Annotated in this window: 15 protein-coding genes and 1 tRNA gene; 7 read left to right on the top strand and 9 right to left on the bottom strand. The window is 73.7% G+C overall.

Annotated elements, in window-relative coordinates; genetic code table 11:
• Positions 1-59 precede the first annotated feature (59 nt).
• Both ACGFZN_RS35420 and ACGFZN_RS35425 read left to right on the top strand, forming a co-directional pair.
• Positions 60-614: a hypothetical protein gene (locus ACGFZN_RS35420; protein ID WP_393862566.1), complete on the top strand. Its 555-nt coding sequence runs from the start codon at positions 60-62 to the stop codon at positions 612-614.
• Positions 615-788: 174 nt separating this feature from the next.
• The gene (locus ACGFZN_RS35425) at positions 789-1,304 is read left to right on the top strand and encodes a DUF4232 domain-containing protein (RefSeq protein ID WP_393862567.1); all 516 of its coding nucleotides are present in this window, start codon (positions 789-791) and stop codon (positions 1,302-1,304) included.
• Between the two features lie 125 nt (positions 1,305-1,429).
• Here the strand turns inward: ACGFZN_RS35425 and ACGFZN_RS35430 are convergent, their stop codons facing one another.
• Both ACGFZN_RS35430 and ACGFZN_RS35435 read right to left on the bottom strand, forming a co-directional pair.
• Positions 1,430-2,539 carry a DUF2786 domain-containing protein gene (locus ACGFZN_RS35430; protein ID WP_393862568.1) on the bottom strand — a complete coding sequence of 370 codons (1,110 nt, stop codon included), beginning with the start codon at positions 2,537-2,539 and terminating at the stop codon, positions 1,430-1,432.
• A gap of 447 nt (positions 2,540-2,986) precedes the next feature.
• Positions 2,987-3,913, bottom strand: coding sequence for a S41 family peptidase (locus tag ACGFZN_RS35435; protein ID WP_393862569.1), 927 nt, complete (start codon positions 3,911-3,913; stop codon positions 2,987-2,989).
• 58 nt (positions 3,914-3,971) lie between these two features.
• Here ACGFZN_RS35435 and ACGFZN_RS35440 point away from each other — a divergent pair, with 58 nt between their 5' ends.
• From ACGFZN_RS35440 to ACGFZN_RS35460, 5 genes are all read left to right on the top strand, one after another.
• A complete protein-coding gene (locus ACGFZN_RS35440; protein WP_393862570.1) occupies positions 3,972-4,499 on the top strand; it encodes an ArsR/SmtB family transcription factor in 528 nt (175 codons plus the stop codon).
• A gap of 105 nt (positions 4,500-4,604) precedes the next feature.
• Positions 4,605-4,823, top strand: coding sequence for a LysE family transporter (locus ACGFZN_RS35445; protein WP_393862571.1), 219 nt, complete (start codon positions 4,605-4,607; stop codon positions 4,821-4,823).
• Between the two features lie 6 nt (positions 4,824-4,829).
• Positions 4,830-5,231 carry a LysE family translocator gene (locus tag ACGFZN_RS35450; RefSeq protein ID WP_393862612.1) on the top strand — a complete coding sequence of 134 codons (402 nt, stop codon included), beginning with the start codon at positions 4,830-4,832 and terminating at the stop codon, positions 5,229-5,231.
• 94 nt (positions 5,232-5,325) lie between these two features.
• Positions 5,326-6,090 carry a Clp protease N-terminal domain-containing protein gene (locus ACGFZN_RS35455; RefSeq protein ID WP_393862572.1) on the top strand — a complete coding sequence of 255 codons (765 nt, stop codon included), beginning with the start codon at positions 5,326-5,328 and terminating at the stop codon, positions 6,088-6,090.
• Positions 6,091-6,172: 82 nt separating this feature from the next.
• Positions 6,173-7,873 (top strand): bifunctional 3'-5' exonuclease/DNA polymerase, encoded by a 1,701-nt coding sequence (locus ACGFZN_RS35460; protein ID WP_393862573.1) that lies wholly within the window; start codon positions 6,173-6,175, stop codon positions 7,871-7,873.
• Positions 7,874-7,893: 20 nt separating this feature from the next.
• On the opposite strand, the gene ACGFZN_RS35465 is transcribed toward ACGFZN_RS35460, so the two are convergent.
• The 7 genes from ACGFZN_RS35465 to topA all read right to left on the bottom strand — a co-directional run bounded on the left by ACGFZN_RS35465 (position 7,894) and on the right by topA (position 23,070).
• Positions 7,894-11,391, bottom strand: a complete 3,498-nt coding sequence (locus tag ACGFZN_RS35465) for a BTAD domain-containing putative transcriptional regulator (protein WP_393862574.1) — start codon at positions 11,389-11,391, stop codon at positions 7,894-7,896.
• A 498-nt stretch (positions 11,392-11,889) separates the two neighbouring features.
• Positions 11,890-12,783, bottom strand: coding sequence for a glycosyltransferase family 2 protein (locus tag ACGFZN_RS35470; RefSeq protein ID WP_393862575.1), 894 nt, complete (start codon positions 12,781-12,783; stop codon positions 11,890-11,892).
• Positions 12,784-13,292: 509 nt separating this feature from the next.
• Positions 13,293-13,369: transfer RNA gene (locus tag ACGFZN_RS35475), tRNA-Thr, on the bottom strand.
• A gap of 107 nt (positions 13,370-13,476) precedes the next feature.
• Positions 13,477-15,075, bottom strand: coding sequence for an alpha/beta hydrolase (locus tag ACGFZN_RS35480; RefSeq protein WP_393862576.1), 1,599 nt, complete (start codon positions 15,073-15,075; stop codon positions 13,477-13,479).
• A 260-nt stretch (positions 15,076-15,335) separates the two neighbouring features.
• Complete coding sequence (locus ACGFZN_RS35485; RefSeq protein ID WP_393862577.1) at positions 15,336-16,541, bottom strand: DNA polymerase III subunit delta'; 1,206 nt, start codon at positions 16,539-16,541, stop codon at positions 15,336-15,338.
• Positions 16,542-16,639: 98 nt separating this feature from the next.
• Positions 16,640-19,957, bottom strand: coding sequence for a dTMP kinase (gene tmk, locus ACGFZN_RS35490; protein ID WP_393862578.1), 3,318 nt, complete (start codon positions 19,955-19,957; stop codon positions 16,640-16,642).
• A 278-nt stretch (positions 19,958-20,235) separates the two neighbouring features.
• The gene (gene topA / locus ACGFZN_RS35495; RefSeq protein ID WP_393862579.1) at positions 20,236-23,070 is read right to left on the bottom strand and encodes a type I DNA topoisomerase; all 2,835 of its coding nucleotides are present in this window, start codon (positions 23,068-23,070) and stop codon (positions 20,236-20,238) included.
• Between the last annotated feature and the right edge of the window lie 221 nt (positions 23,071-23,291).

Below are 23,291 nucleotides of genomic sequence, written 5' to 3' on the forward strand. Positions count from 1 at the left end.
CCGCTACCGCTTGGGAGCTTTCGGTGACTTCTGCGACTGCTGCGACTGGCACGACCGGCATGGCCGACGCACCCGGCCCCGCTGCCTCCGCCGGTTCCGGCGGGCCCGCCGGAACCGCCCGCTCGGCGACGGCGCGGACCGCGGCACTGGCCGTGGGCCTGGTGGGCGCGCTCGCCGCGCTGACCGCCTGCAGCACAGGCGGCAGCGGCGACAAGACGGCCGCCTCCACGACGCCGAGCGCGACCGCCACGGCGTCCGCCTCCGCGGGAGCGGGCTCCGGGACCGCGACCGGAGCCGCCGGCAAGCTCGAGGGCAGCTGGATCACCACCAGCGGCGGCAGGATCGTGGCGCTGGTGGTCACCGGCAAGAAGGCCGGGCTCTTCGTGACCGGCCGGAAGGCCTGGTGCCAGGGGTCCGCCGGCCGGCAGGAAGGGACGCAGACGATCCGTCTGACCTGTCCCGACGGCAACAAGGACCGGAGCACCGGCACGGTCGACTCGGTCGACGCCAAGAGCATGACGGTGAACTGGTCGGGCACGGTCGGCAAGGAGACGTACACCAAGGCGGAGGGCGGCAAGCTGCCTTCGGCGCTGCCGACCAAGGCCAAGGGGTGACCGCGGCCGAGGGACGAGTGCGGTCCCCGCGTGAGGGCGTGTGCCGGGTGAACCGGCGTGAGCCGAATGAGGCGTTCCACCTGAAGCGGTGATTCCCCGGGGGTGGGCGAACGGGAACGCGGGGCAGACGCCATGATGCAGGGGCACCGTCACAACCTCGATGGGACCTGCCTCATGCGCGCCATTCCGCTCACCGTCACGGCCCTCACCGCCGCCCTGCTGCTGACCGCCTGCAACGGCGGTGGGAGCAAGAGCGGCAACAAGAACAGTTCGGCCTGCGAGATCGGCGGGGTGTCCGTGCAGATCGGCTCGGCGAGCGTGGCGCCGAAGGCCGGCGACACGGGCGAGGTGCCGGTCAGCATCACCAACCAGAGCAAGCCGTGCACCCTGGACCACTTCGCGGACATCACCCTGGACGCCGGCGGCACCAAGGCGGTCGTGCCGGCGCTCAAGGGCGCCAAGGCCCAGACGCTGAAGCTCGCCAAGGGCGACTCGGCGTCCTTCACCATCTCGTACGTGCGCGGGGCGGCGGGCGACAAGAACGCCCTGGACGCCAAGACCGTGAAGATCACTCTGCCCGGCACCACCGCGTCCCGGAGCTTCCCCTGGTCGTACGGCCCCGTCGCCACCCAGTCCGGCGGAAGCGCCCCGAACGCCTCCGTGACCGCTTTCCAGCAGGTCGGCGACTGAGTGCCACGCGGTCGCCGGGGCACGATCCGGGCCGCCGGACCGGGACCGTCGCCCCAGGCCGGGGTGTCGTCCTGAGGTGTCGTCGCCTCGGCCCCGCGCGGGAGACGGTCCCCGGCCGGAGCCCGTCACTCCAGGCGGCGGTGGGCCCTGACCTGCGCACGGTCCGCCGCTCGGGCGCCCTCCGTCCACCCGGCCGCGTCGCTCACCCCGCGCAGCCGGGTCGCGGTGGTCTGCGGGAACATGCGCTCCAGCCGGTGCGCCACGGCCGTCTGTCTGGTGGCGAGGACCGGCAGCAGATCCTGGCTGACCTGCGTCTCGGCGGCGGCCGCGAGCCGGTCGCCGACGCGATGGGCGTAGGCGGCCAGGAACGACTGCCGGAACGTCTTGGTCCGCTTCCGCCCGCCGGCTCTCTGGGCGGCCTCCGCCCTGGTCATCGCGTGCGTGGCCTGCACCAGCAGCGAGGTGTAGAGCAGCTCGACCGCCTCCAGGTCCGCCTCGAATCCGACGACCGTGGAGAAGCCGAGCGGTTCGTTCCACACCGCGCGGCAGTTGTTCGCGCCGGCCACGGCGTCGAGCAGGATCGCCTTGGCCTGTTCGTACGGCGGCTCGACGCCGATGCGGCAGGCGCCGGGCGCGTCCGGAGCGGGCGCCTCGGCGGCGAGCAGCGCCTCGTCGACGCTGTGCCGCGCCATCAGCTCCTGCGCCTTGGCGCTGAGCGCCTCCGCCTCCTCCGGATACCCGGTCGCCTCGGCCTTGGCGAGCAGCGCGCGGATCCGGGCGAGCATGCGGGAGGCGGCGGGGCCGGCGGCGCGGCGGGGCTCCTCCTCCAGGGGCTCCAGGGCGGGCAGCCGCAGCAGCAGGCGGTACAGCTCCAGGGTGACCGTGGCCTGCGAGAAGCGGTCCGGCGCGCGGGCCGGGCCCTCGGGCAGCTCCGCCAGCTGGGCGGCCCAGCGGCGTCCGCGCGGGCGGTCCTGCCCGGCCTGCGCGCGGATCAGCGCGGCGGCCAGGCGCACGTGCGCGTCCGTGAGCTCGCGCCGCACGAGTCGTACGACATCGGCGGGCTGCCAGCCGCGCCGCCAGGCCGTCGCCACGAACTCCTCGCCCCGGCGCGCGAGTTCGGCGTCCGCGGCGGTGTCGGCGGCGAGCAGTGAGGCGCCCGTGTCGAGGCCGGTGTCGGTGTCGTCATAGAGAGCGGCCCGAAACGCCCTCTCGACCGTGCTGGCAGTCCTGGTCACACCGTCGATCGTGCCATGCCCCACCGACAGCACGCCGAGCGTTGTCCACAGGCTGTGGATGAAGGGGGCGGGGCCGGAAGGGCGGGGTTGGAAGGGCCGGGGTCGGAAGGGCCGGGGTCGGAAGGGCGCGGGCTGGAAGAGCCTGGGTCGGAAGGGCGCAGGCTGGAAGGGCCCGGACCGGAAGCCCCCGGGTCGGAAGAGCCAGGCCGGAAGGGCCAGGGCGGAAGAGCCTGGGCGGGAAGGACCCGGGCGGCAGGGCCAGGGCCGGAAGGGCCCGGGCAGAAGGGCCAGAGCGGAAGAGCCAGGGCCGACAGCATCCGACCCGCGCGGGCCGTCCGCACATCAGGTCCCCGGTGCACGCCGGCGGCCACCGACCCGCAGAAACCGGCCCCCGCGGGCGCCCGCCAGGGGACCCGGAGCGATGTCGGCCGTGAAGGCGGCGCGCGGTCAGGCCTGGGGCGTCGACGCGTCGGCCGCCAGTTGGAGGGCTCGGTCGAGGGCTGTGTCGGCCGGGCAGGGGACGTCGGGGCGGACGCCGGTGCCCTCCCAGTTGGTGCCGGTGACGGGGTTGATCGAGCGGCCGACCGGGACCGTGGCCTCCAGGTGGGGATGGACCGCCCAGCCGTCGCGCGGATGGGCGCCGCCCCGCGTGGTCTCGCCCACAATCACCGCGCGCCCCAACTGCTGCAGGTCGTAGGCGAGTTCCTCGCCGGCGGAGAAGGTGCGGCCGCTGGTGAGGACGTACACCGGCTTGTCCCCGCCGAAACGGGCGCCCGGTACGTGGGGAAGGGTCCAGGACTGCTCGTAGCGGTCACCGTCCCGGAAGTACTGGGTGTTGAGATGGGTCCGCTCGTCCAGGAGGTAGCTGCACGCGAACGCCACCGCGTCCGGATCGCCGCCGACCGTGCCCCTGAGGTCCAGGATCAGCGTGCACGCGCGCGTGGCCAGCGTGAACGCCGCCGACAAAGGCTCCGCCGACCAGTCCAAGCGGAACAGCAGCGGGGCGAGTTCGAGCACCGCGGCCCCGCCGTCCAGGAGCTGCACGCGCGGCACTCCGCCCAGGGAGGCCGTGAACCTGCGGCGGAGCTGGGCCTGGTCGGCCAACCCCTCGCCCTCCTCCAGCGGTTCGGGGTGGAATTTCAGGTTCAGATGCCGATCGCCGTTCTCCGACTGAAGGTCGGCCGTGACGCGGGCGCCGAGTTCCGCCGGGTCGGCGGTGTCGTACGCGCCCTGGGCCAGCCGGCCGCGCAGCCGGGCCGCGAGCCGCTCCCCCACCTCGGGGAAGACGTAGTGGTCGGTGACGAGCCGGGCGGTCTCCTCTATGACGGCGGGAACGTCGGTGACGGGCGCGGGAGATGCTGTCGGTGTGGTCATGAGCGAGGAGTAGAGCACCGGACTTGCCAAAGCGTCAAGGAAATTGGACGCTTTACGCATGACCGGACCCGAGCCACCCGAGAACGGCGCCGACGGCGCGCTGGACATCTCCACGCCCGAGCAGTTCGCCGCGCTCGCTCACCCGCTGCGCCAGCGCCTGCTCTTCGCGCTGACCCACGAAGCCGCCACGATCAGCCAGTTGGCGGTGCGTCTCGGCGTGGCCAAGGGCAGCGTGGCGCACCACCTGAAGACGCTGCACGCGGCGGGGCTGGTGCGCATCACGCAGACCCGCAAGGTCCGGGGCGGCACCGAGCAGTACTATCGGCGGACCGCACGCCGGCTGAGGATCGCCGAGCCGCGCGCGGCCGACAGGGCGGCCCTGTTGAACGCCGTCGCCCAGGAGGTAGAGCGCTCCCCCGACGACCATCTGCTCAGCCTGCGCCATCTGCGCCTGAGCCCGGAGCGGGCCCGGCGGCTGCGCGAGACGCTGGCCGAACTGGTGGACGAGGCGGAGGAGGACGGCACGGAGCAGCCGGTGCACGGCGTGCTCGTGGTGATGTACGAACAGGAGCGGGACCGGCACTGAGCCGGCGTCAGGCTCACCTGGGCGGCCGGGAACACCCGGCCGGCGCCGCGTCTCAGCCCCTGGAAATCCACCACGCGCGCGTGGGCGTGCGCGGAGCATGGCGGCATGGTGGACACGTCTCTCTACGCGGCGTTCCTGATCGCCGCTTTCGCGCTCTGCGTCACTCCCGGACCCGACATGATGTTCATCGTGGCGGTGGGCGGCCGGGGCGGCCCCGTGACGGGGGTGGCGGCCGCCGTCGGGGTCGCCTGCGCGATGCTCGTGCACGCGGTCGCCGCGGCACTCGGCCTCTCCGCGCTGTTCCTGGCCCTGCCGGCGCTGTAGGAAGCGCTGCACTGGGCGGGGGCGGCCTATCTGCTCCTCCTCGCCGTCAAGGCGTTCCGGGGCGACGGCGGCCCCGTCGAGGAGGCGGCGGCACAGGGAAACGGGCGCCGGCGGGCGTTCTGGCGGGGCGCCGTCACCAACCTTCTCAATCCGAAGGTGATCCTCTTCAACGTCTCGTTCCTGCCGCAGTTCGTGAATCCCTCGCTCGGTCACGTGCGCGAGCAGTTCCTCCTCCTGGGCTTCACCATCACGGCGATGGGCGTCCTGGTGGACGGCTCGGTCGGACTGGTCTCCGGGAAGCTCGCCGCACTGCTGCGGCGCAGCCGCCGGGTGGCCAGGGGTCTGGACTACTTCAGCGGGACGGTGTTCGCCGGGCTCGCGGTGCGCCTCACCGCGGCCCCGAAGTGACCGGCGGACCGGCAAGGCGGGCTCTACCGCCGCAAGGGACACGACATGTCAACCATCGGTTGACAGGCGCAGGGGTGCAACCTACGGTTGACACATGGCGACCAACCCGAACATCACGGCATCCGTACGCCTCGACGACCTCATCGAGGCCATCAAGAAGGCCCACAACGAACCCCTGGAGCAGCTCCAGGACGCGGTGATCGCCGCCGATCACCTCGGTGACGTGGCCGACCACCTGATCGGCCACTTCGTGGACCAGGCACGGCGCTCCGGCGCGTCCTGGACGGAGATCGGCCGGAGCATGGGCGTCACCCGGCAGGCGGCACAGAAGCGGTTCGTGCCCAAGGAGTCCGCCGACCTGGGCCCCGAGGACTTCAGCCGGTACACCCCGCGCGCGCGGAACGTGGTCATCGCCGCGCACAACGAGGCGGTGGCGGCCCGTAACACCGAGGGCCGGCCCGAGCACCTGGTCCTCGGACTGCTCGCCGAACCGGACGGCCTGGCCGCGAAGGCGATCACCGCGCAGGGCGTCCCCCTCGACTCCGTCCGGCAGGCCGCGGCCGCCGCGCTCCCGCCCGTACGGGACGAGGCCCCGGACCTCGTCCCGTACGGCCCCGACGCCAAGAAGGCCCTGGAACTGACCTTCCGCGAGGCCCTGCGGCTCGGCCACAACTACATCGGCACCGAGCACATCCTGCTGGCGCTCCTGGAGCAGGAGAACGGCGAGGGCGTCCTCAGCGGCCTCGGCATCACCAAGGCCGCGACCGAGGAGCACATCGCCAAGATGCTGTCGCTGCTGCTGGAGCAGACGAAGGCGGCGGCGGGGAAGGAGACCGGACCGGCCTCCTCCGGGGAGTGAGACCGGAGGGGGACGGAGGGGGACGGAGGCCTGAAACCGCAGGCCAGAGCGATTGTCAGACCCGGCTGCCACACTCGCAGACATGACGGACCGGTGGGCGCTCTCACCGGCCGAGGACGGAGGCGTGGAGATCGCCCCCCTCGGCCCGGACGGGCTGCCCGCCGGACCGGTGCGGCGGGAGAGCGATCTCGCCGGGGCGGTGCGGAGCCGCCCGGAGGTGACCCGCTGGGTGTGGCGGTCCACCCCCGAGGTCTACCCGCGTCTGCTCGCCACGGGGGTGCGAGTGGAGCGGTGCTACGACATCGAGGACGCCGAGACACTTCTGCTGGGCCACGAGGGCCGGTACGGCGAGCCGCGCTCGGCCGCCGCCGCCCTGGCCCGCCTCCGGGGCGGCCCCGTGCCGCCCGACCCGCCCCAGCGCCCGGCCGAACCCGGCGCCCAGTCCCCGCTGTTCGAGCCCACCGGCACCCGCCTGCCGCTGACCGACCTCCTCGCGGTCTACGCCGAGCAGCTCAGGCGGCACCAGCGCACCGCCCACCCCGACCGGATGCGGCTGCTGACGGCCGCCGAGTCGGCCGGGATGCTGGTGGCCGCCGAGATGAACCACGCGGGCGTGCCGTGGAGCGCCGAGGTCCACCGCCGCCTGCTGCACGAACTGCTCGGCGAGCGGTACGCGGGCGGCGGCGAGCCGCGCCGCCTCGCCGAGCTGGCCGACGAGATCTCCGCCGCCTTCGGCCGCCGGGTGCGCCCGGACCTGCCCGCCGATGTGATCAAGGCCTTCGCCCAGGCCGGCATCAAGGTGAAGTCCACCCGCCGCTGGGAGATCCGGTCGGTCGACCACCCGGCCGTCGAACCCCTGCTGGAATACAAGAAGCTGTACCGCATCTGGGTGGCGCACGGCTGGTCCTGGCTGCAGGACTGGGTGCGCGACGGCCGTTTCCGCCCCGAGTTCCTCGCGGGCGGCACGGTCACCGGGCGCTGGGTGACCAACGGCGGAGGCGGCCTGCAGATCCCCAAGGTGATCCGCCGGGCCGTGGTCGCCGACCCCGGCTGGCGGCTGGTGGTGGCCGACGCCGACCAGATGGAACCGCGCGTGCTCGCCGCGATCTCCCGCGATCCCGGGCTGATGGAGGTCGCCGGCCGGGACGGCGACCTCTACCAGTCCGTCTCCGACCGTGCCTTCTCCGGCGACCGCGACCAGGCCAAGCTCGCCGTGCTCGGCGCGATCTACGGCCAGACCTCGGGGGACGGCCTGAAGAACCTCGCCGCCCTGCGACGCCGCTTCCCCCGGGCCGTCGCGTACGTCGACGAGGCCGCCCGCGCGGGCGAGGAGGGCCGGCTCGTGCGCACCTGGCTGGGCCGTACCTGCCCGCCCGCCGCCGGCGCCGGCGAGGACGCCGCGGAGGAGGCGGGCATCCCCGTCGGCGACGACGACACCGAGCCCCAGGGTGACGGCCAGGCGCCCTGGGTCCCCGGCTACGCCTCCGCCAACTCCCGCGCGCGCGGCCGCTTCGCGCGGAACTTCGTCGTCCAGGGCAGCGCCGCCGACTGGGCCCTGCTGATGCTCGCCGGACTGCGCCAGGCCTGCGCGGACCTCAAGGCCGAACTGGTCTTCTTCCAGCACGACGAGGTGATCGTGCACTGCCCCGCCGACGAGACCGACGCGGTCGTCCAGGCCATCCGGTCCTCCGCCGACCTCGCCGGGCGACTGACCTTCGGCGACACACCGGTGCGCTTTCCGTTCACGACGGCGGTGGTCGAGTGCTATGCCGACGCCAAGTGAGACGCGGCCCAGCGCTCCGGTCACTTGGCGAGAAGGCCCCGCAATTCCGCCACGATCGCCTGCTCATCGGTGCCGTCCAGTGCCGCGAGCGCGGCGCGCCAGGCGTCGTACGCCTCGGTCCGCCGGCCCCGCGCGCTCAGCAGCAGCCCGTGCTGGTGCCGGGCCAGGCCGCCCATGTAGCGGTCGGCGCGGGCGTCGGCCCGGCGCAGCAGCTCGGCGCACTCGCGGCCGGCCCGCCCGGTCTGCCCGAGCTGCCGCAGCGCACGGACCAGGCCGAGCCGGGTCTGGGACTCGCCGTGCCAGTCGCCGTGGCCGCCGAGGATGCGCAGGCTCTCCTCGAAGTGCCGGGCGGCTGCGACCGGTTCGCCGAGGGTGAGATGGGCGTAACCGATGTTGCAGTGCGCCGAGTGCTGCACGATGACGGCGCCGATCTCATTGCCGATCGCCAGGGAGAGCCGGTGCTGCTCGATGGCGGCGCGCGGATCGGTGTGCTCGTAGAGGTTGCCGAGGTGGCTGTGGGTGACGGCCTCTCCATACGGGTCGTTCAACTGCCGCGAGTACGCGAGGCTCTGCCGCAGTGCCTCCTCGGACTCCGCGTACCGCCCGAGCCCCTCCAGCAGCAGCCCCCGGTTGTTCAGGGAGCGCCGGATCCTGGAGAGGACGCCGAGCCGCCGCCAGATCTCCAGGGACCGGTCGGTGAGCGCGAGGGCGTCCTTCTGCCGGCCGGTGAGGAAGTGCAGGGCCGCCAGGTCGCCCAGTGCGTAGGCCTCGGCCGCCGCGTCCCCGAGCCGCCGCGCCGCCCCGAGCGCGGCCCGTCCCAGCACCTCCATCTCGGCCACCCGGCCGGCGCGCTGCACGTAGGGGAAGAGCAGCCGGGCGAGCGTCGAAAGGTGGGCGGCCCGCACCGGATCCGCCGTATCCGCGTTCCGGGACACCAGGGCGACGACGTTCTCCAGCTCGACCTCGCCCCAGCCATGGGCCTGCTCGGCCGACTCGAACCTGGCCAGCCCGGCCACGTCGGCCGCATGCTCCGGCGGCTGCGCACAGGTCGGCCGACGCCGGTCGTCCAGATCGATCCCGGCCTCCACGACAGCCTCCAGCGCCCGCTCGGCGACAGCGGCGTACCAGCGGAGAGCGGTGAGCTCGGGCGCGGATGCGGGACCGTGACCGGGAGCGCAACCGTGGTCGGAGGCGGGACGGTGCTCCTGAGCGGGAGCGCAACCGTGGTCGGGGACGGGACCGTGCTCCGGAGCGGGACCGTGCTGCTGAGCGGAGATCGCGGGCGGGGCGGGTGCGGCAGCGGAACCGGCCACGGCGGTGCGCGCGGCTCGGCCGACGTGATCCGGAGACGGGCCGGGGCGCGACTGCGTGCCGGGCTCCGTGCCGGGCTCGGCTCCGGACTCCGTGCTGGGTAGGGCACCCGCCCCCGCGCCGGCCGTGGCGACGGAACCGGTGCCGATCGAGGCCTCGGGCTCCCCCCACCCCTTCCCCTCCCCCGTGTCCGCCAGTTCGCGGGCGAAGTCGCGGACCAGGTCGTGGGGGGCGTAGCGGCCGTACGTGGTCTCCTCCAGGAGAGCGACGTCGACCAGGCGGTCCAGGGCGGCTTCGGCGCGGCGTTCGTCGATGCCGGTGAGGCGGGCGATCAGGGGGGCGCCGTAGGTCGGCAGGTCGAGCGCGCCGATGCGGCGCAGGGCGAGGGCCGCGTCCCGGTCCGCCTCGCGCTGGGCGGCGGCGAGCGCGTCGTGGGCGACGGCCAGGGACCGCCGGACGCTCAGGTCGTCGTACTCGAGGTGGCGCAAGCGCCCGCCGGTCTCGGCGAGTTGGCCCGCCAGCACGTCCGGGGTGAGGGCGCGGCGGGCGGCGAGCCTGGCGGCCACGACACGCAGCGCCAGCGGCAGCCGGCCGGTCAGCTCCACCAGCGCGTGACCGGCGTCCAGCCCCTCGCGCCCGCTCACCGCGCGCAGCAGTGCCGCGCTGTCCTCGCCGGTCAGCGGGCCGAGCGGGAAGCGACGGGCGCCGTCGAGGGCGGTCAGCGGCGAGCGGCTGGTGACGATCACCGCGCAGCCGGATCCGGCCGGCAGCAGGGGCCGTACCTGGGCCGCGGTCGCCGCGTCGTCCAGTACCAGCAGCACACGGGCGGGGGCGAGCAGCGAGCGCAGCAACGCGGCCGCCGCGTCGGGGTGTTCGGGGATGCTGCGCGGCTCGACACCGAGGTCCCGGAGCAGCGCGGTGAGCGCCTGACCGGAGGTGAGCGGGGTCATGCCCGGCGTGGCGCCGTGCAGGTTGACGTACAACTGCCCATCGGTGAAACGTTCCCGCAGCTCATGCGCGACGTGCAGGGCGAGCGCGCTCTTGCCCACGCCCGCCATGCCGCTGATCACGGCGACGGCGGTAGCCGGGGCGGCCGGCTCGGTCAACGCCTGCCGCAGCGCCCGGCGTACCTCGACGCGCCCAGTGAAGTGTGCGGGCGGCGGAGGTAGTTGGGCGGGTCGCGGTGCCTGCCGGGTGCCCGGCGTGCCGCCGTCCTCCCGCCCGGCCGGGCTCTCCGCCCCCTGCCCGTCGCTCAAGTTATCTGCGACGCCGCTCTGTTGACGCACGACGCCCGCCTGCCGCCCGTCGCGTTCCTCCTCCGCCCGCTGACCGCCCTCGCCGCTCCCCCGCAGCACCTCGACGTGCGCCTCGCGGACCGCGGGGCCGGGCTCGACGCCGAGTTCCTCGACCAGGCGGGCGCGCAGATCGCGGTGGACGGCGAGGGCCTCGGCCTGGCGGCCGGTGCGGTGCAGCGCGAGCATGAGCTGACGGTGGTAGGCCTCGCGCAACGGGTACTCGGCGACCAGCGCCGCGAGTTCCGGCACGATACCGGCCAACCGTGCGCCGCCAAGAGTGAGTTCGGCGTCATAACGCCATTCCAGCAGCAGCCGGCGCGCTTCCTGGAGGCGCTGCACCAGGGCGTAACCGCCGAGGTCGGCCGGCAGCCCGCTGAGCGGGGTGCCGCGCCAGAGCACGAGTGCGGCCGCACAGGCCCGTATGACACCGGACCAGTCCCCGTCGGCATGAGCGGCACGCGCCTCGGCGACCCGGGCGTCGAAGACGTGCACGTCCAACTCGCCCTGGTCGACGCGCAGGAGATACCCCGGCGGTACGGCCCTGAGCCGGTCGGGGTCGTCCAGGAGGCGGCGCAGCCGGGTGACGTGATTGTGCAGGGACGCCTGCGCGGACACGGGCGGCGCCCCGCCCCACAGGGCGTCCTTCAGCGACTCCACCGACACCACCCGGCCCGGTTCCAGCAACAGCGCGGCGAGCAGGGCTCGCACCTTGGGACTGCCGATGGCACGGACGCCGTTGTCGAGGGTGTCGTCGGGCGCTTGACGCAGGGCGGCGAGGGCGGCGGAGGCGGACTTGCCGGGAAGGGCGTCGGCGGCTGGGGCGTCGGAGCTGTTGCACGAGATCCCGAACGGCGGTCGGTCGTACAGGACGGGCGGCCCCAGCAGCCCGAACCGCAGCTCGCACCGCCGCATCTCGCGCTCCACTGCCTTCCCGCCGAATGCCTTAACGCCGACTGCCTTTACGTTGCGGCCGTGGCCGGCCGCGCTCCGCGACGATCCCGTGCCCAGCCCGCGCCCGTACCCGCATGACTGACGCAATTCCGCCCTGCACAGGGCTGTTTCGCGCCACCGTCTGCCGACCGGACAGGGCCGGGATCAGCCTGTCCGAGGGCCCGTTCCGGCAGACCGCTGACGAGTTCCGGCCACGGGGTCCGTCAGCCCACGGCAAACCGTTGGCCACATGTTAGCGATCCGTTGGCGCGTCCTGATCAGATCATTTCCATCGGATCTGGATCTACGGCGCGCGCGTATGACGCGTAACTCGGGGGAGTGTCGCCGCAGACCGGGTCCGGGGACGCAAGGGGCCCCGGTCGGCGGAGGTGAACGCCCGGGGCCCCGCGTCCCGTTCCCTTCTCCGGCTGGGCCCCGTCCCAACGGCGAGCCCCGCTCTGCCCGGCAGGCGTTCCCGACTCAGATCACCGGCGGACGCCCCAGCCTGGTCAGCCGCCACACCGTGCGCCAGCGCATGGGCCGGCGTTCACCCGCCGGTTCCCGGAGTCCTTCCACGAACCCGCCGAACCAGGCCTTGAGCCCGGCCACCGAACGCGTGCGGGCGAGCGTGAGCAGTGTCCACACCCCGAGGTGCACGGGGACGAGCGGCCACGGCAGCCGGCGCCGGACGAGCCAGACGCGGTTGCGGGCGTTGACGCGGTAGTAGATGGCGTGCCGGGCCGGTGAGGTCTTGGGGTGCTGGAGGAGCAGCTCGGGTGCGTAGAGGATCTTCCAGCCGGCGTCGGCGGCGCGCCAGGCGAGGTCGGTCTCCTCGTGCGCGAAGAAGAACTCGGCGGGCCAGTCCCCGGTCTCGGCCAGCAACGCCATGCTCAGGGCGTGTCCGCCGCCGAGGAAGCCGGTGACGTAGCCGCCGCGCATCGGATCGGAGTTGCCGACGCGGGGCACGTGCCGCTGCTGGGTCTCGCCGTGCTCGTCGGCGATGCGGAAGCCGACGATGCCGAGGCGGGGGTCGGCGGCGTACAGGTCCCGTACCCGGCGCAGCACGTCGGCGTCGACGAGCAGCCCGTCGTCGTCCAGTTCGACCACGACGTCGACGTCGCCGTACTCCCGCAGCCGGGCGAGGGCGACGTTGCGGCCGCCCGGGCAGCCGAGGTTCTCCTCGACGTCGATGGTGGTGATCTCGCCGGGCAGGGAGAGCCGGCGGGCGAACTCGGGCAGCCGGCAGCCGTTGCCGACGATCACGATGCGGGCGGGGGCGAGGTCCTGCTTGGCCACGGACTCCAGCAGGGCGTCGACCTCGGCGGGCCGATTCCCCATGGTCACCACGGCGACGGCGATCCTCGGCTCCACCACGTCCCTCACCCCATCCGGCCGACGGCGGCACCGCACCCTGACCGCGCGGCGCCCGCCGTTCACCAAGATGTTGCCTCACCTACGGCCGTTGCTCGGGAGCCGAACCGTTTTGCATCCTTTTTGCGACGCTTTGCCGCGATGAGACGAACCCCTCCGAGCCGGCGGCCGGCCACGGTGTGACAGCGCCGCCCCGCCAGTCCCGGTCCGTGCGGGGGCCGATCGGTGCGGGGGCCGGACAGCCGCCCATGCCGAAGGGCGGTCAGCGAGGTGGTCGGGAAGGAAGGTCCAGGCGGGCGGCCATGCCGTCGAGGAGGCAGTCGAGGCCGAACTCGAAGCGTGCGTTCTCGTCGTCGTCGGGTGATGAGGCTGCACGGACGTATCGCCGGTAGAGGCGATCGGCACGGCCGACCTCCTCGTCCCCCACCGCGCCGACCGCGCAGCGTCACATCCGGCGACGGCCAGGACACGAGAAAACCCCAGGTCGGCGAATACCTGACCTGGGGTTCGAGTGGAGCCGCTTTCGGGATTCGAACCCGAGACCTACGCATTACGAGTGCGTTGCTCTGGCCATCTGAGCTAAAGCGGCGTGCTGCCCGCACCATGGTGCGATCGGCAACGTCGGTAAGTCTACACAGTTTCCCGGGGTGCTTCGTACCGGCCCCGGAGCGCATGGCTCCGGGGCCGGCGGCGGGGCTATGAGCAGCGCTTTCCGACGGGTGGCGGGGTGCCGCGCAGCAGGTAGGCGCGGATCGCCGAGTCGATGCAGGCGCTGCCCCGGCCGAAGGCGGTGTGGCCGTCGCCGACGTAGGTCAGCAGGCGGCCGGAGGACAGCTGGTGGGCCAGGGAGCGGGCCCAGCGGTAGGGGGTCGCCGGGTCGCGGGTGGTGCCGACCACCACGATCGGCGCCGCGCCCCTCGCCTCGATGCGGTGCGGCTCGCCGGTGGCCTTCACCGGCCAGTACGCGCAGTTCAGCGAGGACCAGGCCAGGACCTCGCCGAAGACCGGGGACGCCTTCTCGAAGGCGGGCAGCGCCTGCTCGACCTGCTCGGGACCGGTGAAGGCCGGCGGCAGATCCAGGCAGTTCACGGCGGCGTTGGCCATCATGAGGTTGCTGTAGTGACCGCCGGCGTCGCGTTCGTAGTAGCTGTCGGAGAGCGCGAGCAGGCCCGCGCCGTCGTTGCTCTTCATCGCCGAGGTCAGCGCCGCGCGCAGCTGCGGCCAGGTGCCCTGGTCGTACATCGCCGCGATCACCCCGGTCGTGGCCAGCGCCTCGCCCAGCTTGCGGCCGTCCGGATCGCCCGCCGGGATGGGGTGCGCGTCGAGCCTCCGGAAGAACGCCTCCAGGTGGTCGCCGACCTGGGCGGGGGTCGTGCCGGCGGTGCCGAGCGGGCAGTCGGAGTGCCGTACGCAGTCCTTCGCGAACGCCTGGAACGCGGTCTCGAAGCCTGCCGTCTGGTCCAGGTTCATCCGCCGGGCGTCCAGCGCGGGGTCCATCGCGCCGTCCAGCACCATCCGGCCGACCCGGCCGGGGAACAGGCCCGCGTACGTCGCCCCGAGGAACGTGCCGTACGACGCCCCGACGTAGTTCAGTTTCGGATCGCCGAGCACCGCACGCAGGATGTCCATGTCCCGCGCCGCCTCGACGGTGGAGACGTGCCGCAGCAGGCGCGCCGAGTGCGCCCCGCAGCTCTCGGCGAACGTCCTGTCCGCCGCGACCAGCGCCTGCCGCTCCTTCGCGTTGTCGGGCGTCAGGTCGGTCTGCGCGTACGCGTCCATGCGGCGGCCGTCCAGGCATTCGACGGGCTCGCTGCGGGCGACGCCCCGCGGGTCCATGGCGACCATGTCGTAGTGGGCGCGGACGTCGGCCGGATAGCCGACACCGGCGTAACTCTGCAGGTAGGCGATCGCCGAGCCGCCGGGACCGCCCGGGTTGACCAGCAGCGAGCCGAGCGGTCTGCCCTTGCCGTCGGCCTTCTTGCGGGTCACGGCGAGCCGGACGTCTCCCGCCCCGGGCCGGGCGTAGTCGAGCGGGGCCTTCATCGTCGCGCACTGGAAACCGGGGACACCGCACGCACGCCAGCGCAGTGTCTGGGTGTAGTACGGCGAGAGCGCCGACGGTGTCGCACGCGGCAGCGCGGCCAGCGCGGCGTCCACCGTCCCCCCGGCCGAGGTCGAGCTACCGGCGGAGCAGGCGGACAGGAGCAGGGCGGCGGCCGTGAACAGGGTGGCCGTGAGGCGGGCCGTCCGGGCGCGGGTGCCCCGGGTCCGGCGGAGGGATGGCCTGGTGTGCATCAGGCGAGCGTAACGCTCCGCGTTGTGCCGGATGCGCTGCGTGGGGATTGTCGCCTCGTACGGGGGACAACCCGACCCGACATCGGTGACGGCGCCGGTGTCGACACCGGCCGGCTCCGGACGTCGGCACCGGCCGGCTCCGGCGCCGCGGGGGCGGCCGCCCGCAGGGCCATCGTCCTCGCGTGGGGATGGCCGGCTCGTACCGGGGACAACCCGGGCCGGTCATCTGCGACGCACCGGCCGGCCTCCCGATGTGCGGGTCAGCCCGCCCGCAGCGCCATCGTCATCGCCTCGACGGCCAGCAGCGGGGCCACGTTGCGGTCCAGGGCCTCTCTGCACGCCGCGATCGCCTCGATGCGGCGGAGCGTGGACTCCGGGGTGCTGCCGCGCGCCAGCCGGTCCAGGGCGTCCTGCGCGTCCTCGTTGGCGATCGCCACGCGGGAGCCGAGCTGCAGGGCGAGGACGTCGCGGTAGAAGGCGGTGAGGTCGCCGAGGGCGACGTCGAGGCTGTCGCGCTGCGTGCGCGTTCTGCGGCGCTTCTGCATGTCCTCGAGGTCCTTCATCACACCCGCCGTGCCCCGCGGCAGCCGGCCGCCCTGGGCCGCGCCGAGCGCCGCCTTCAGCTCCTCGGCCTCCTTGCCGTCCATCTCCTCGGCGAGCTGCTTGGCGTCCTCGGCGGCCGCGTCGACCAGCTCCTGGGCGGCCTTCAGGCAGGCACCGACCTCGTCGAGCCGCAGGGGCAGCTTCAGCACGGCCGCACGGCGCTCGCGGGCCGCCGGGTCCGTGGCCAGGCGCCGGGCGCGGTCGACGTGCCCCTGGGTGGCGCGGGCGGCGGCCACCGCGACCTCCGGCTCGATGCCGTCGCGCCGCATCAGCATGTCGGCGACCGCGTCCACGGACGGCGTGCGCAGGTTCAGGTGGCGGCAGCGGGAGCGGATCGTGGGCAGGACGTCCTCGATGGAGGGCGCGCACAGCAGCCAGACCGTGCGGGGGGCGGGCTCCTCCACCGCCTTCAGGACGGCGTTGGCCGACTTCTCGTTCAGCCGCTCGGCGTCCTCGACCAGGATGATCTGCCAGCGGCCGTTCGCCGGGGCGGTGAACGACTTGCGGACCGTGTCCCGCATGTCCTTCACCAGGATCTCCGAGCCGACCGCCGCCACCGAGGTGACGTCCGCGTGGGTGCCGAGCAGCGCGGTGTGGCAGCCGTCGCAGAAGCCGCAGCCGGGGGCGCCGCCGAGGGCGCGGTCGGGGCTCACGCACTGCAGGGCCGCGGCGAAGGCCCTGGCCGCCTGGTTCCGGCCTGCGCCGGGCGGGCCGGTGAACAGCCAGGCGTGCGTCATCCGCGACGCCTCGGGCAGCGGTTCGTCGGCCGCGGCGGCCGTGACGAGGGCGTCGGCGTCCCGCGCGGCCGCGTCGAGCACCGCGCTCACCTTCTCCTGCCCGACGAGGTCGTCCCACACCGTCATGGGTCACGCCGCCCTTCCGTCACACTCCGCGTTCCGGGATCCATTGTGCGGGTGGGCACTGACAACGGGGCCTGGCGAGCGTCGGGAGGCCGGTGGCGTCAGCCGCGCCGGCCCCGGCCGCCGCGGCCCTTGCGGCCCTGCTCCTCGTCCTGGCCGCCGTACTCCCGCTCGTCGTACGACCCCAGCAGTTCGTCCGCGAGCGACGGCAGGTCGTCCAGCGGAGTCTCCTCGGCCCAGTCGGGGCGCGGCCGGCGGCGCGGGGCGCCGTCGGCGTCGACCTGCGGCATCTCGCGCGTACGGTCCTCGGAGCCGTCGGGACCCGCGGCGGACCGCTCGTCCCGGAAAAAGCCGGGCGGCACCCGGTCCGCCGGGTCGCCACTCCCCACGGGCGGCAGTACGGCCGTCTCGTCCGCCGCACCCGGAACCCGCGGCAGTACGGCCGTCTCGTCCGCCGCACCCGGAACGACCGGCGGCAGCACCGCCGTCTCGTCCGCCGCACCCGGGACCACGGGCGGCAGCACCGCCGTCTCGTCGGCAGCGCCCGGGACCTGCGGCTGCGGCAGCTCGGCCGTCACCTCGGTGTCGCTGCCGGACTCGCGCGCCGGGGCACCCTCCGCCCGGTCCCCCTCGGGCCGGCCGGCCTCGTCCCGCACGGGACGCAGCACCGTCGTCTCGTCCGTGCCGGCGCCGCGGCCCGCAGGCTCGCCGGAGCCCGGCGACACCACCGGCGTCGGGACCGTCGCCGCGTCCGGGAACCCGCCCGGCGCGGGCGGCAGGGGTGCCGTGGAACGGCGGGCCGCCGTATCGGCCGCCGCCGCTGCCTCGGCCGCCTGCCTGCGGGCCTCCTCGGCACGCAGCAGCGCCTCCTCGGCCTTGCGCTGCGCCTCCAGCCGCCGCGCCTCCTCCTCGGCGCGCAGCCGGGCCTCTTCCTCGGCCTGCTTGCGGCGCCGCTCCTCCTCGTCCCTGCGGCGGGCCTCCTCCTCGGCGCGGGCCTTCTCCTCGGCGAGCAGCCGCTGCCGCTCCTCCTCCGCGCGCCGGGCCGCCTCCGCCGCCCGCTGCCGGGCTTCCTCGGCCTGCCGTTCGGCCTCGCGGCGCTGCGCCTCCTCCAGCTCGCGGCGCTTGCGTTCCTCCTCCTCGGCGCGAAGCCGGGCCAGCGCCTCCTGGCGCTCGCGCTCCAGGCGCTCCTCCTCGGCCTTGCGCGCGGCCTCCTCCTCGGCCTTGCGGCGGGCCTCCTCCTCGGCCTTGCGCCGCGCCTCCTCCTGGGCCTTGATCTCGGCCTCGGACAGCGGGAGCAGGGTGTCCAGCCGGTGCCGGATGACGGTCGTGACGGCCTCGGCCTCCTGGCCCGCGTCCACGACCAGGTAGCGGCCGGGGTCGGCGGCGGCCAGCGTGAGGAAACCGGACCGCACGCGCGCGTGGAACTCCGCCGGCTCCGACTCGAGACGGTCCGGGGCCTCGGTGAACCGCTCGCGGGCGGTCTCCGGGGAGACGTCCAGCAGGACGGTCAGGTTCGGGACGAGCCCGTTGGTCGCCCAGCGGTTGATGCGGGCGATCTCGGTCGGGGACAGGTCGCGGCCGGCGCCCTGGTAGGCGACGGACGAGTCGATGTAGCGGTCGGAGATCACCACCGCGCCGCGCTCCAGGGCGGGCCGTACGACGGTGTCGACGTGCTCGGCGCGGTCGGCGGCGTACAGCAGCGCCTCCGCGCGGTGGGACAGGCCGGCCGAGGACACGTCCAGCAGGATCGAGCGCAGCCGCTTGCCGACGGGCGTGGCCCCCGGCTCGCGGGTGAGCACGACCTCGTGGCCCTTGGCGCGGATCCACTCGGCGAGCGCCTCGGCCTGGGTGGACTTGCCGGCGCCGTCGCCGCCCTCCAGGGCGATGAAGAAACCGTTCGTCGCCGGTGCCTCGACCGGATCGTCGCCGCCGAGCAGCGCGTCCCTCAGATCCTGGCGCAGCGGGATGCCGGAGCGGTCGTCGACCTTGGCGAGCACCAGCGCGGCCACCGGCAGCAGCAGCGCGCCGACGAGCATCAGGGTGAAGGAGGCGCCGCCGTGCGCGAAGACGAACCTGCCGTTCTGCAGCCGGTGCCGGCCGATGAGCCCGGCGACGACGGGCGCGATCAGGGCGCCGAGCGCTATGAAGACCCGGACGACCGCGTGCAGGTGCTCGGTGACGCGGGCCCGGCGGTAGTCCTCGGTCTCCTGGTCGAGCAGGGCGTGCCCGGTGTTCGCGGCCACGCCCGCGGTGACGCCAGCCAGCGTGACGATCAGCAGGACGGTGGTGACGTCCGGGACCAGTCCGGCGGCCAGCAGGGCGATACCGGTGAAGGCGATGGCCAGGGCGAGCAGCCGGCGGCGCGAGAGCGAGGGCAGCACCGCGGGGGCCGTACGGATGCCGACGGCGACGCCGCCGGTCAGGCCCAGCACCAGCAGGCCGTACAGGACCGGGCCGCCGCCCAGGTCGGTGGCGTGCAGCACGCACACCGAGACGGCCGCCGCGACGGCCCCGGCCACGGCGGCGCAGGCCGGGACGAGCAGCGGGATCGCGCCCGTACGGCCCTTGTCCACGCCGGTGCCGGTGCGCGGGCGGCGCAGGCCCTCCAGCGGGGACCGCGCGCGGGGGGTGCGCACCGCGGGCAGTTCGAGGAAGGTCAGCAGCGACAGGGAGGCCGCGAACAGGCCGGCCGCCACATACGACCCGAGGGCCGCGTGGTGCTGGTCGAACCAGGCCACGCCGGTGCCCAGGAGGTTGTTCAGCAGCCCGGCGACGACCAGCGCGGCGGCGGCCAGCGGGACGGCGACGAAACCGGTGCGCAGCGACAGACGGCGCAGGGCGTCCATGTGGTCGGGCAGCGGCCGTACGGTGGCGCCCTCCGGGGGCGGGCCGGGCAGCAGGGCCGGGGCCGCGCTCTCCCGGCACACCGTCCACAGGCGCTCGGCGACGCCGGTGACGAAGGCGGTGACGAGGAGGACGGCCGGTGCGTTGTCCGGGGTCCAGTCGATCCACAGGGGGGCGACGATCAGCAGGGCGGCGCGCACGCCGTCGGCGCCGACCATGGTCCAGCGGCGGTCGAGCGGGCCCTCCTGGGCGGTGAGCGAGCTCAGGGGGCCGAGGAGGACCGCGCCGAAGAGCAGAGCGGCGAGGACCCGCGCCGCGAAGACCGTCGCCACTGCGAACGCGACACCCCGGTATCCGCCTCCGAAGGCGCCCTGGGCGATCGCCGCCTGGAGGACCAGGACGACCAGGACGAGGAGTGCGAGGGTGTCGCCGACACCGCTGACCAGCTGTGCGCTCCACAGGCGCCTCAGCTGAGGGCGGCGCAGCAGTGAACGGACGGCGCGCTCGCGGGAGTCCGCGACCAGGGCGTCGTCCGGAGCTGTGGTGGGGGCCGTTGGCTGCTCGGCTCGCGTCATGCGTTCAGCCTATCCGCAGCCGCCGACACCACACCTCGCCTCTCCTGGCATGTGCACGCCCCGACACCAAAGTGATGCGGAGGCGTTCACTTGCGAAGCCGAAGCGGTCCGACCACGGCCCCCTGCCGCCGTCCGGAGCGCGTGCCGGCCTGGTGCGCCCCCTCAAGCCGACCCTCTGCCGGCCTTCTGCCGCCCCTCTGCCGACCCTCGCCACCCCTCGAACAGAACGCCGCCGGCCCCTGGAACACCAGGAACCGGCGGCACCCGCGTCGGCGGCGTCAGTCCTCCGAGCCGGAAGCCGTGGCCTTCGCGGCCGTCGCCTTCTTGGTGGTGGTCTTCTTGGCCGCCGTCTTCTTCGCGGCAGCGCTCGTCGCCGTCTTCTTCGCCGCCGTCTTCTTGGCGGCGGTCTTCTTGGCCGGGGCCTTGGTGGCGGCCTTCTTCGCCGTCTTCTTGGCGGGGGCCTTCGCGCGCTTCTCGGCGAGCAGTTCGAAGCCGCGCTCGGGGGTGATCGTCTCCACGCTGTCGCCGGAGCGCAGGGTCGCGTTGGTCTCGCCGTCGGTGACGTACGGACCGAAGCGGCCGTCCTTGACCACGACCGGCTTGCCGGAGACCGGGTCCTCGCCCAGCTCCTTCAGCGGCGGCTTGGCGGCGGCGCGCCCGCGCTGCTTGGGCTGGGCGTAGATCGCCTGCGCCTCCTCCAGCGTGATCGTGAAGAGCTGGTCCTCGGACTGCAGCGAGCGCGAGTCCGTGCCCTTCTTCAGGTACGGGCCGTAGCGGCCGTTCTGCGCGGTGATCTCCTGGCCGTCGGCGTCGGTGCCGACGACGCGCGGCAGCGACATCAGCTTCAGGGCGTCGTCGAGCGTCACCGTGTCGAGCGACATCGACTTGAACAGCGACGCCGTGCGCGGCTTGACCGCGTTCTTGCCGGTCTTCGGGGTGCCCTCGGGGAGGACCTCGGTGACGTAGGGGCCGTAGCGGCCCTTCTTGGCGACGATCGTGTGGCCGGTGGCCGGGTCGGCGCCCAGCTCGCGGTCGCCGCTGGGCTCGGCCAGCAGCTTCTCGGCCAGCTCGACGGTCAGCTCGTCCGGCGCGAGGTCGGCCGGGATGTCGGCGCGCTGGTGCTCCTCGGTGTCCTTCTCGCCGCGCTCGATGTAGGGACCGAAACGGCCCACGCGGAGCACGATGTCGTTGCCCACCGGGAACGACGACACCTCGCGGGCGTCGATCGCGCCCAGGTCGGTCACCAGCTCCTTGAGACCGCCGAGGTGGTCCCCGTCGCCGTTGCCGGCATCGGCCGCGTCGCCGACGCCGTTGTGTCCCTCGCCGAAGTAGAAGCGCTTCAGCCACGGCACGGCCTGGGCCTGACCGGCGGCGATGCGGTCGAGGTCGTCCTCCATCCTGGCGGTGAAGTCGTAGTCGACGAGCCGCCCGAAGTGCTTCTCCAGGAGGTTGACCACGGCAAAGGACAGGAAGGACGGCACCAGGGCGGTGCCCTTCTTGAAGACGTAGCCGCGGTCGAGGATCGTGCCGATGATCGACGCGTACGTCGACGGGCGGCCGATCTCGCGCTCTTCCAGCTCCTTGACGAGGGAGGCCTCGGTGTAGCGGGCCGGGGGCTTGGTGGCGTGGCCGTCTGCCGTGATCTCCTCGGCGGACAGCGCGTCGCCCTCGGCGACCTGCGGCAGCCGGCGCTCGCGGTCGTCCAGCTCGGCGTTCGGGTCGTCGGCGCCCTCCACGTAGGCCTTCAGGAAGCCGTGGAAGGTGATCGTCTTGCCGGAGGCGCTGAACTCGACGTCCCGGCCGTCGGCGGCGGTGCCGCCGATCCTCACCGTCACGCTGTTGCCGGTCGCGTCCTTCATCTGGGAGGCGACGGTCCGCTTCCAGATCAGCTCGTACAGCTTGAACTGGTCGCCGGTCAGGCCGGTCTCGGCGGGAGTGCGGAAACGGTCGCCCGAGGGGCGGATCGCCTCGTGGGCCTCCTGCGCGTTCTTGACCTTGGCGGCGTACGTGCGCGGCTGCGGCGGGAGGTAGTCGACGCCGTAGAGCTGGGTGACCTGCGCGCGGGCCGCCGCGATCGCCGTGTCGCTCAGCGTGGTGGAGTCCGTACGCATGTACGTGATGTAGCCGTTCTCGTACAGCTTCTGGGCGATCTGCATGGTCGCCTTGGCGCCGAAGCCGAGCTTGCGGCTGGCCTCCTGCTGCAGCGTCGTCGTACGGAAGGGGGCGTACGGCGAGCGGCGGTACGGCTTGGACTCGACGGAGCGCACGGAGAAGCGGGTGTTCTCCAGAGCGGCGGCGAGGGCGCGGGCGGTCGCCTCGTCGAGGTGCAGGGTGTTCTCGCTCTTGAGCCGTCCGACCGAGTCGAAGTCGCGGCCCTGCGCGATCCGCCTGCCCTCGACGGTCTGCAGGCGGGCGACCAGCGACGACGGGTCCGACGGGTCTCCCGCGCGGCCGGTCGCGAAAGTGCCCGTCAGATCCCAGTACTCGGCGGAACGGAAGGCGATGCGCTCGCGCTCCCGCTCGACCACGAGCCGTGTGGCGACGGACTGGACACGGCCGGCCGACAGCCGGGGCATGACCTTCTTCCACAGGACCGGCGAGACCTCGTAGCCGTACAGGCGGTCGAGGATGCGGCGGGTCTCCTGGGCGTCGACCAGCTTCTTGTTGAGCTGGCGCGGGTTGGCGACGGCCTCGCGGATCGCGTCCTTGGTGATCTCGTGGAAGACCATCCGCTTGACCGGGATCTTCGGCTTGAGGACCTCCTGGAGGTGCCAGGCGATCGCCTCGCCCTCCCGGTCCTCGTCGGTGGCGAGGAAGAGCTCGTCGGAGTCCTTCAGCAGGTCCTTGAGCTTCTTGACCTGCGCCTTCTTGTCAGCGTTGATCACATAGATCGGCTGGAAGTCATGGTCTACGTCCACACCGAGACGGCGGACGTCGCCGGTGTACTTCTCCGGCACCTCCGCGGCGCCGTTGGGGAGGTCGCGGATGTGCCCGACGCTCGCCTCGACTACGTAGCCGGGGCCGAGGTAGCCCTTGATCGTCTTCGCCTTGGCAGGCGACTCGACGATGACGAGTCGGCGGCCGCCCTGTGCGGTCTCGCTGGTCGGGGACAACTTCGCTCTTCTCTCCGGTCGACGCTTGGGCCTCCCCAGGCCTTGGTCCCGGGGTCGCGGCGTACTGCTGGCACGTGTGACGCTGCGGAGTGTGACGGTACATCCCGCCCCCGTGTCAAACGGGAAAAGCCCGCAACGGCCACTCGAACGGTAACCCGACTACCGGCATTCCTGCCGCCCGGACTGCCGGGTACCCACGCGCGGCATGTCCGGAGCGTGGT

The organism is Streptomyces sp. NPDC048192 (assembly GCF_043202415.1).
Lineage (GTDB): Bacteria > Actinomycetota > Actinomycetes > Streptomycetales > Streptomycetaceae > Streptomyces.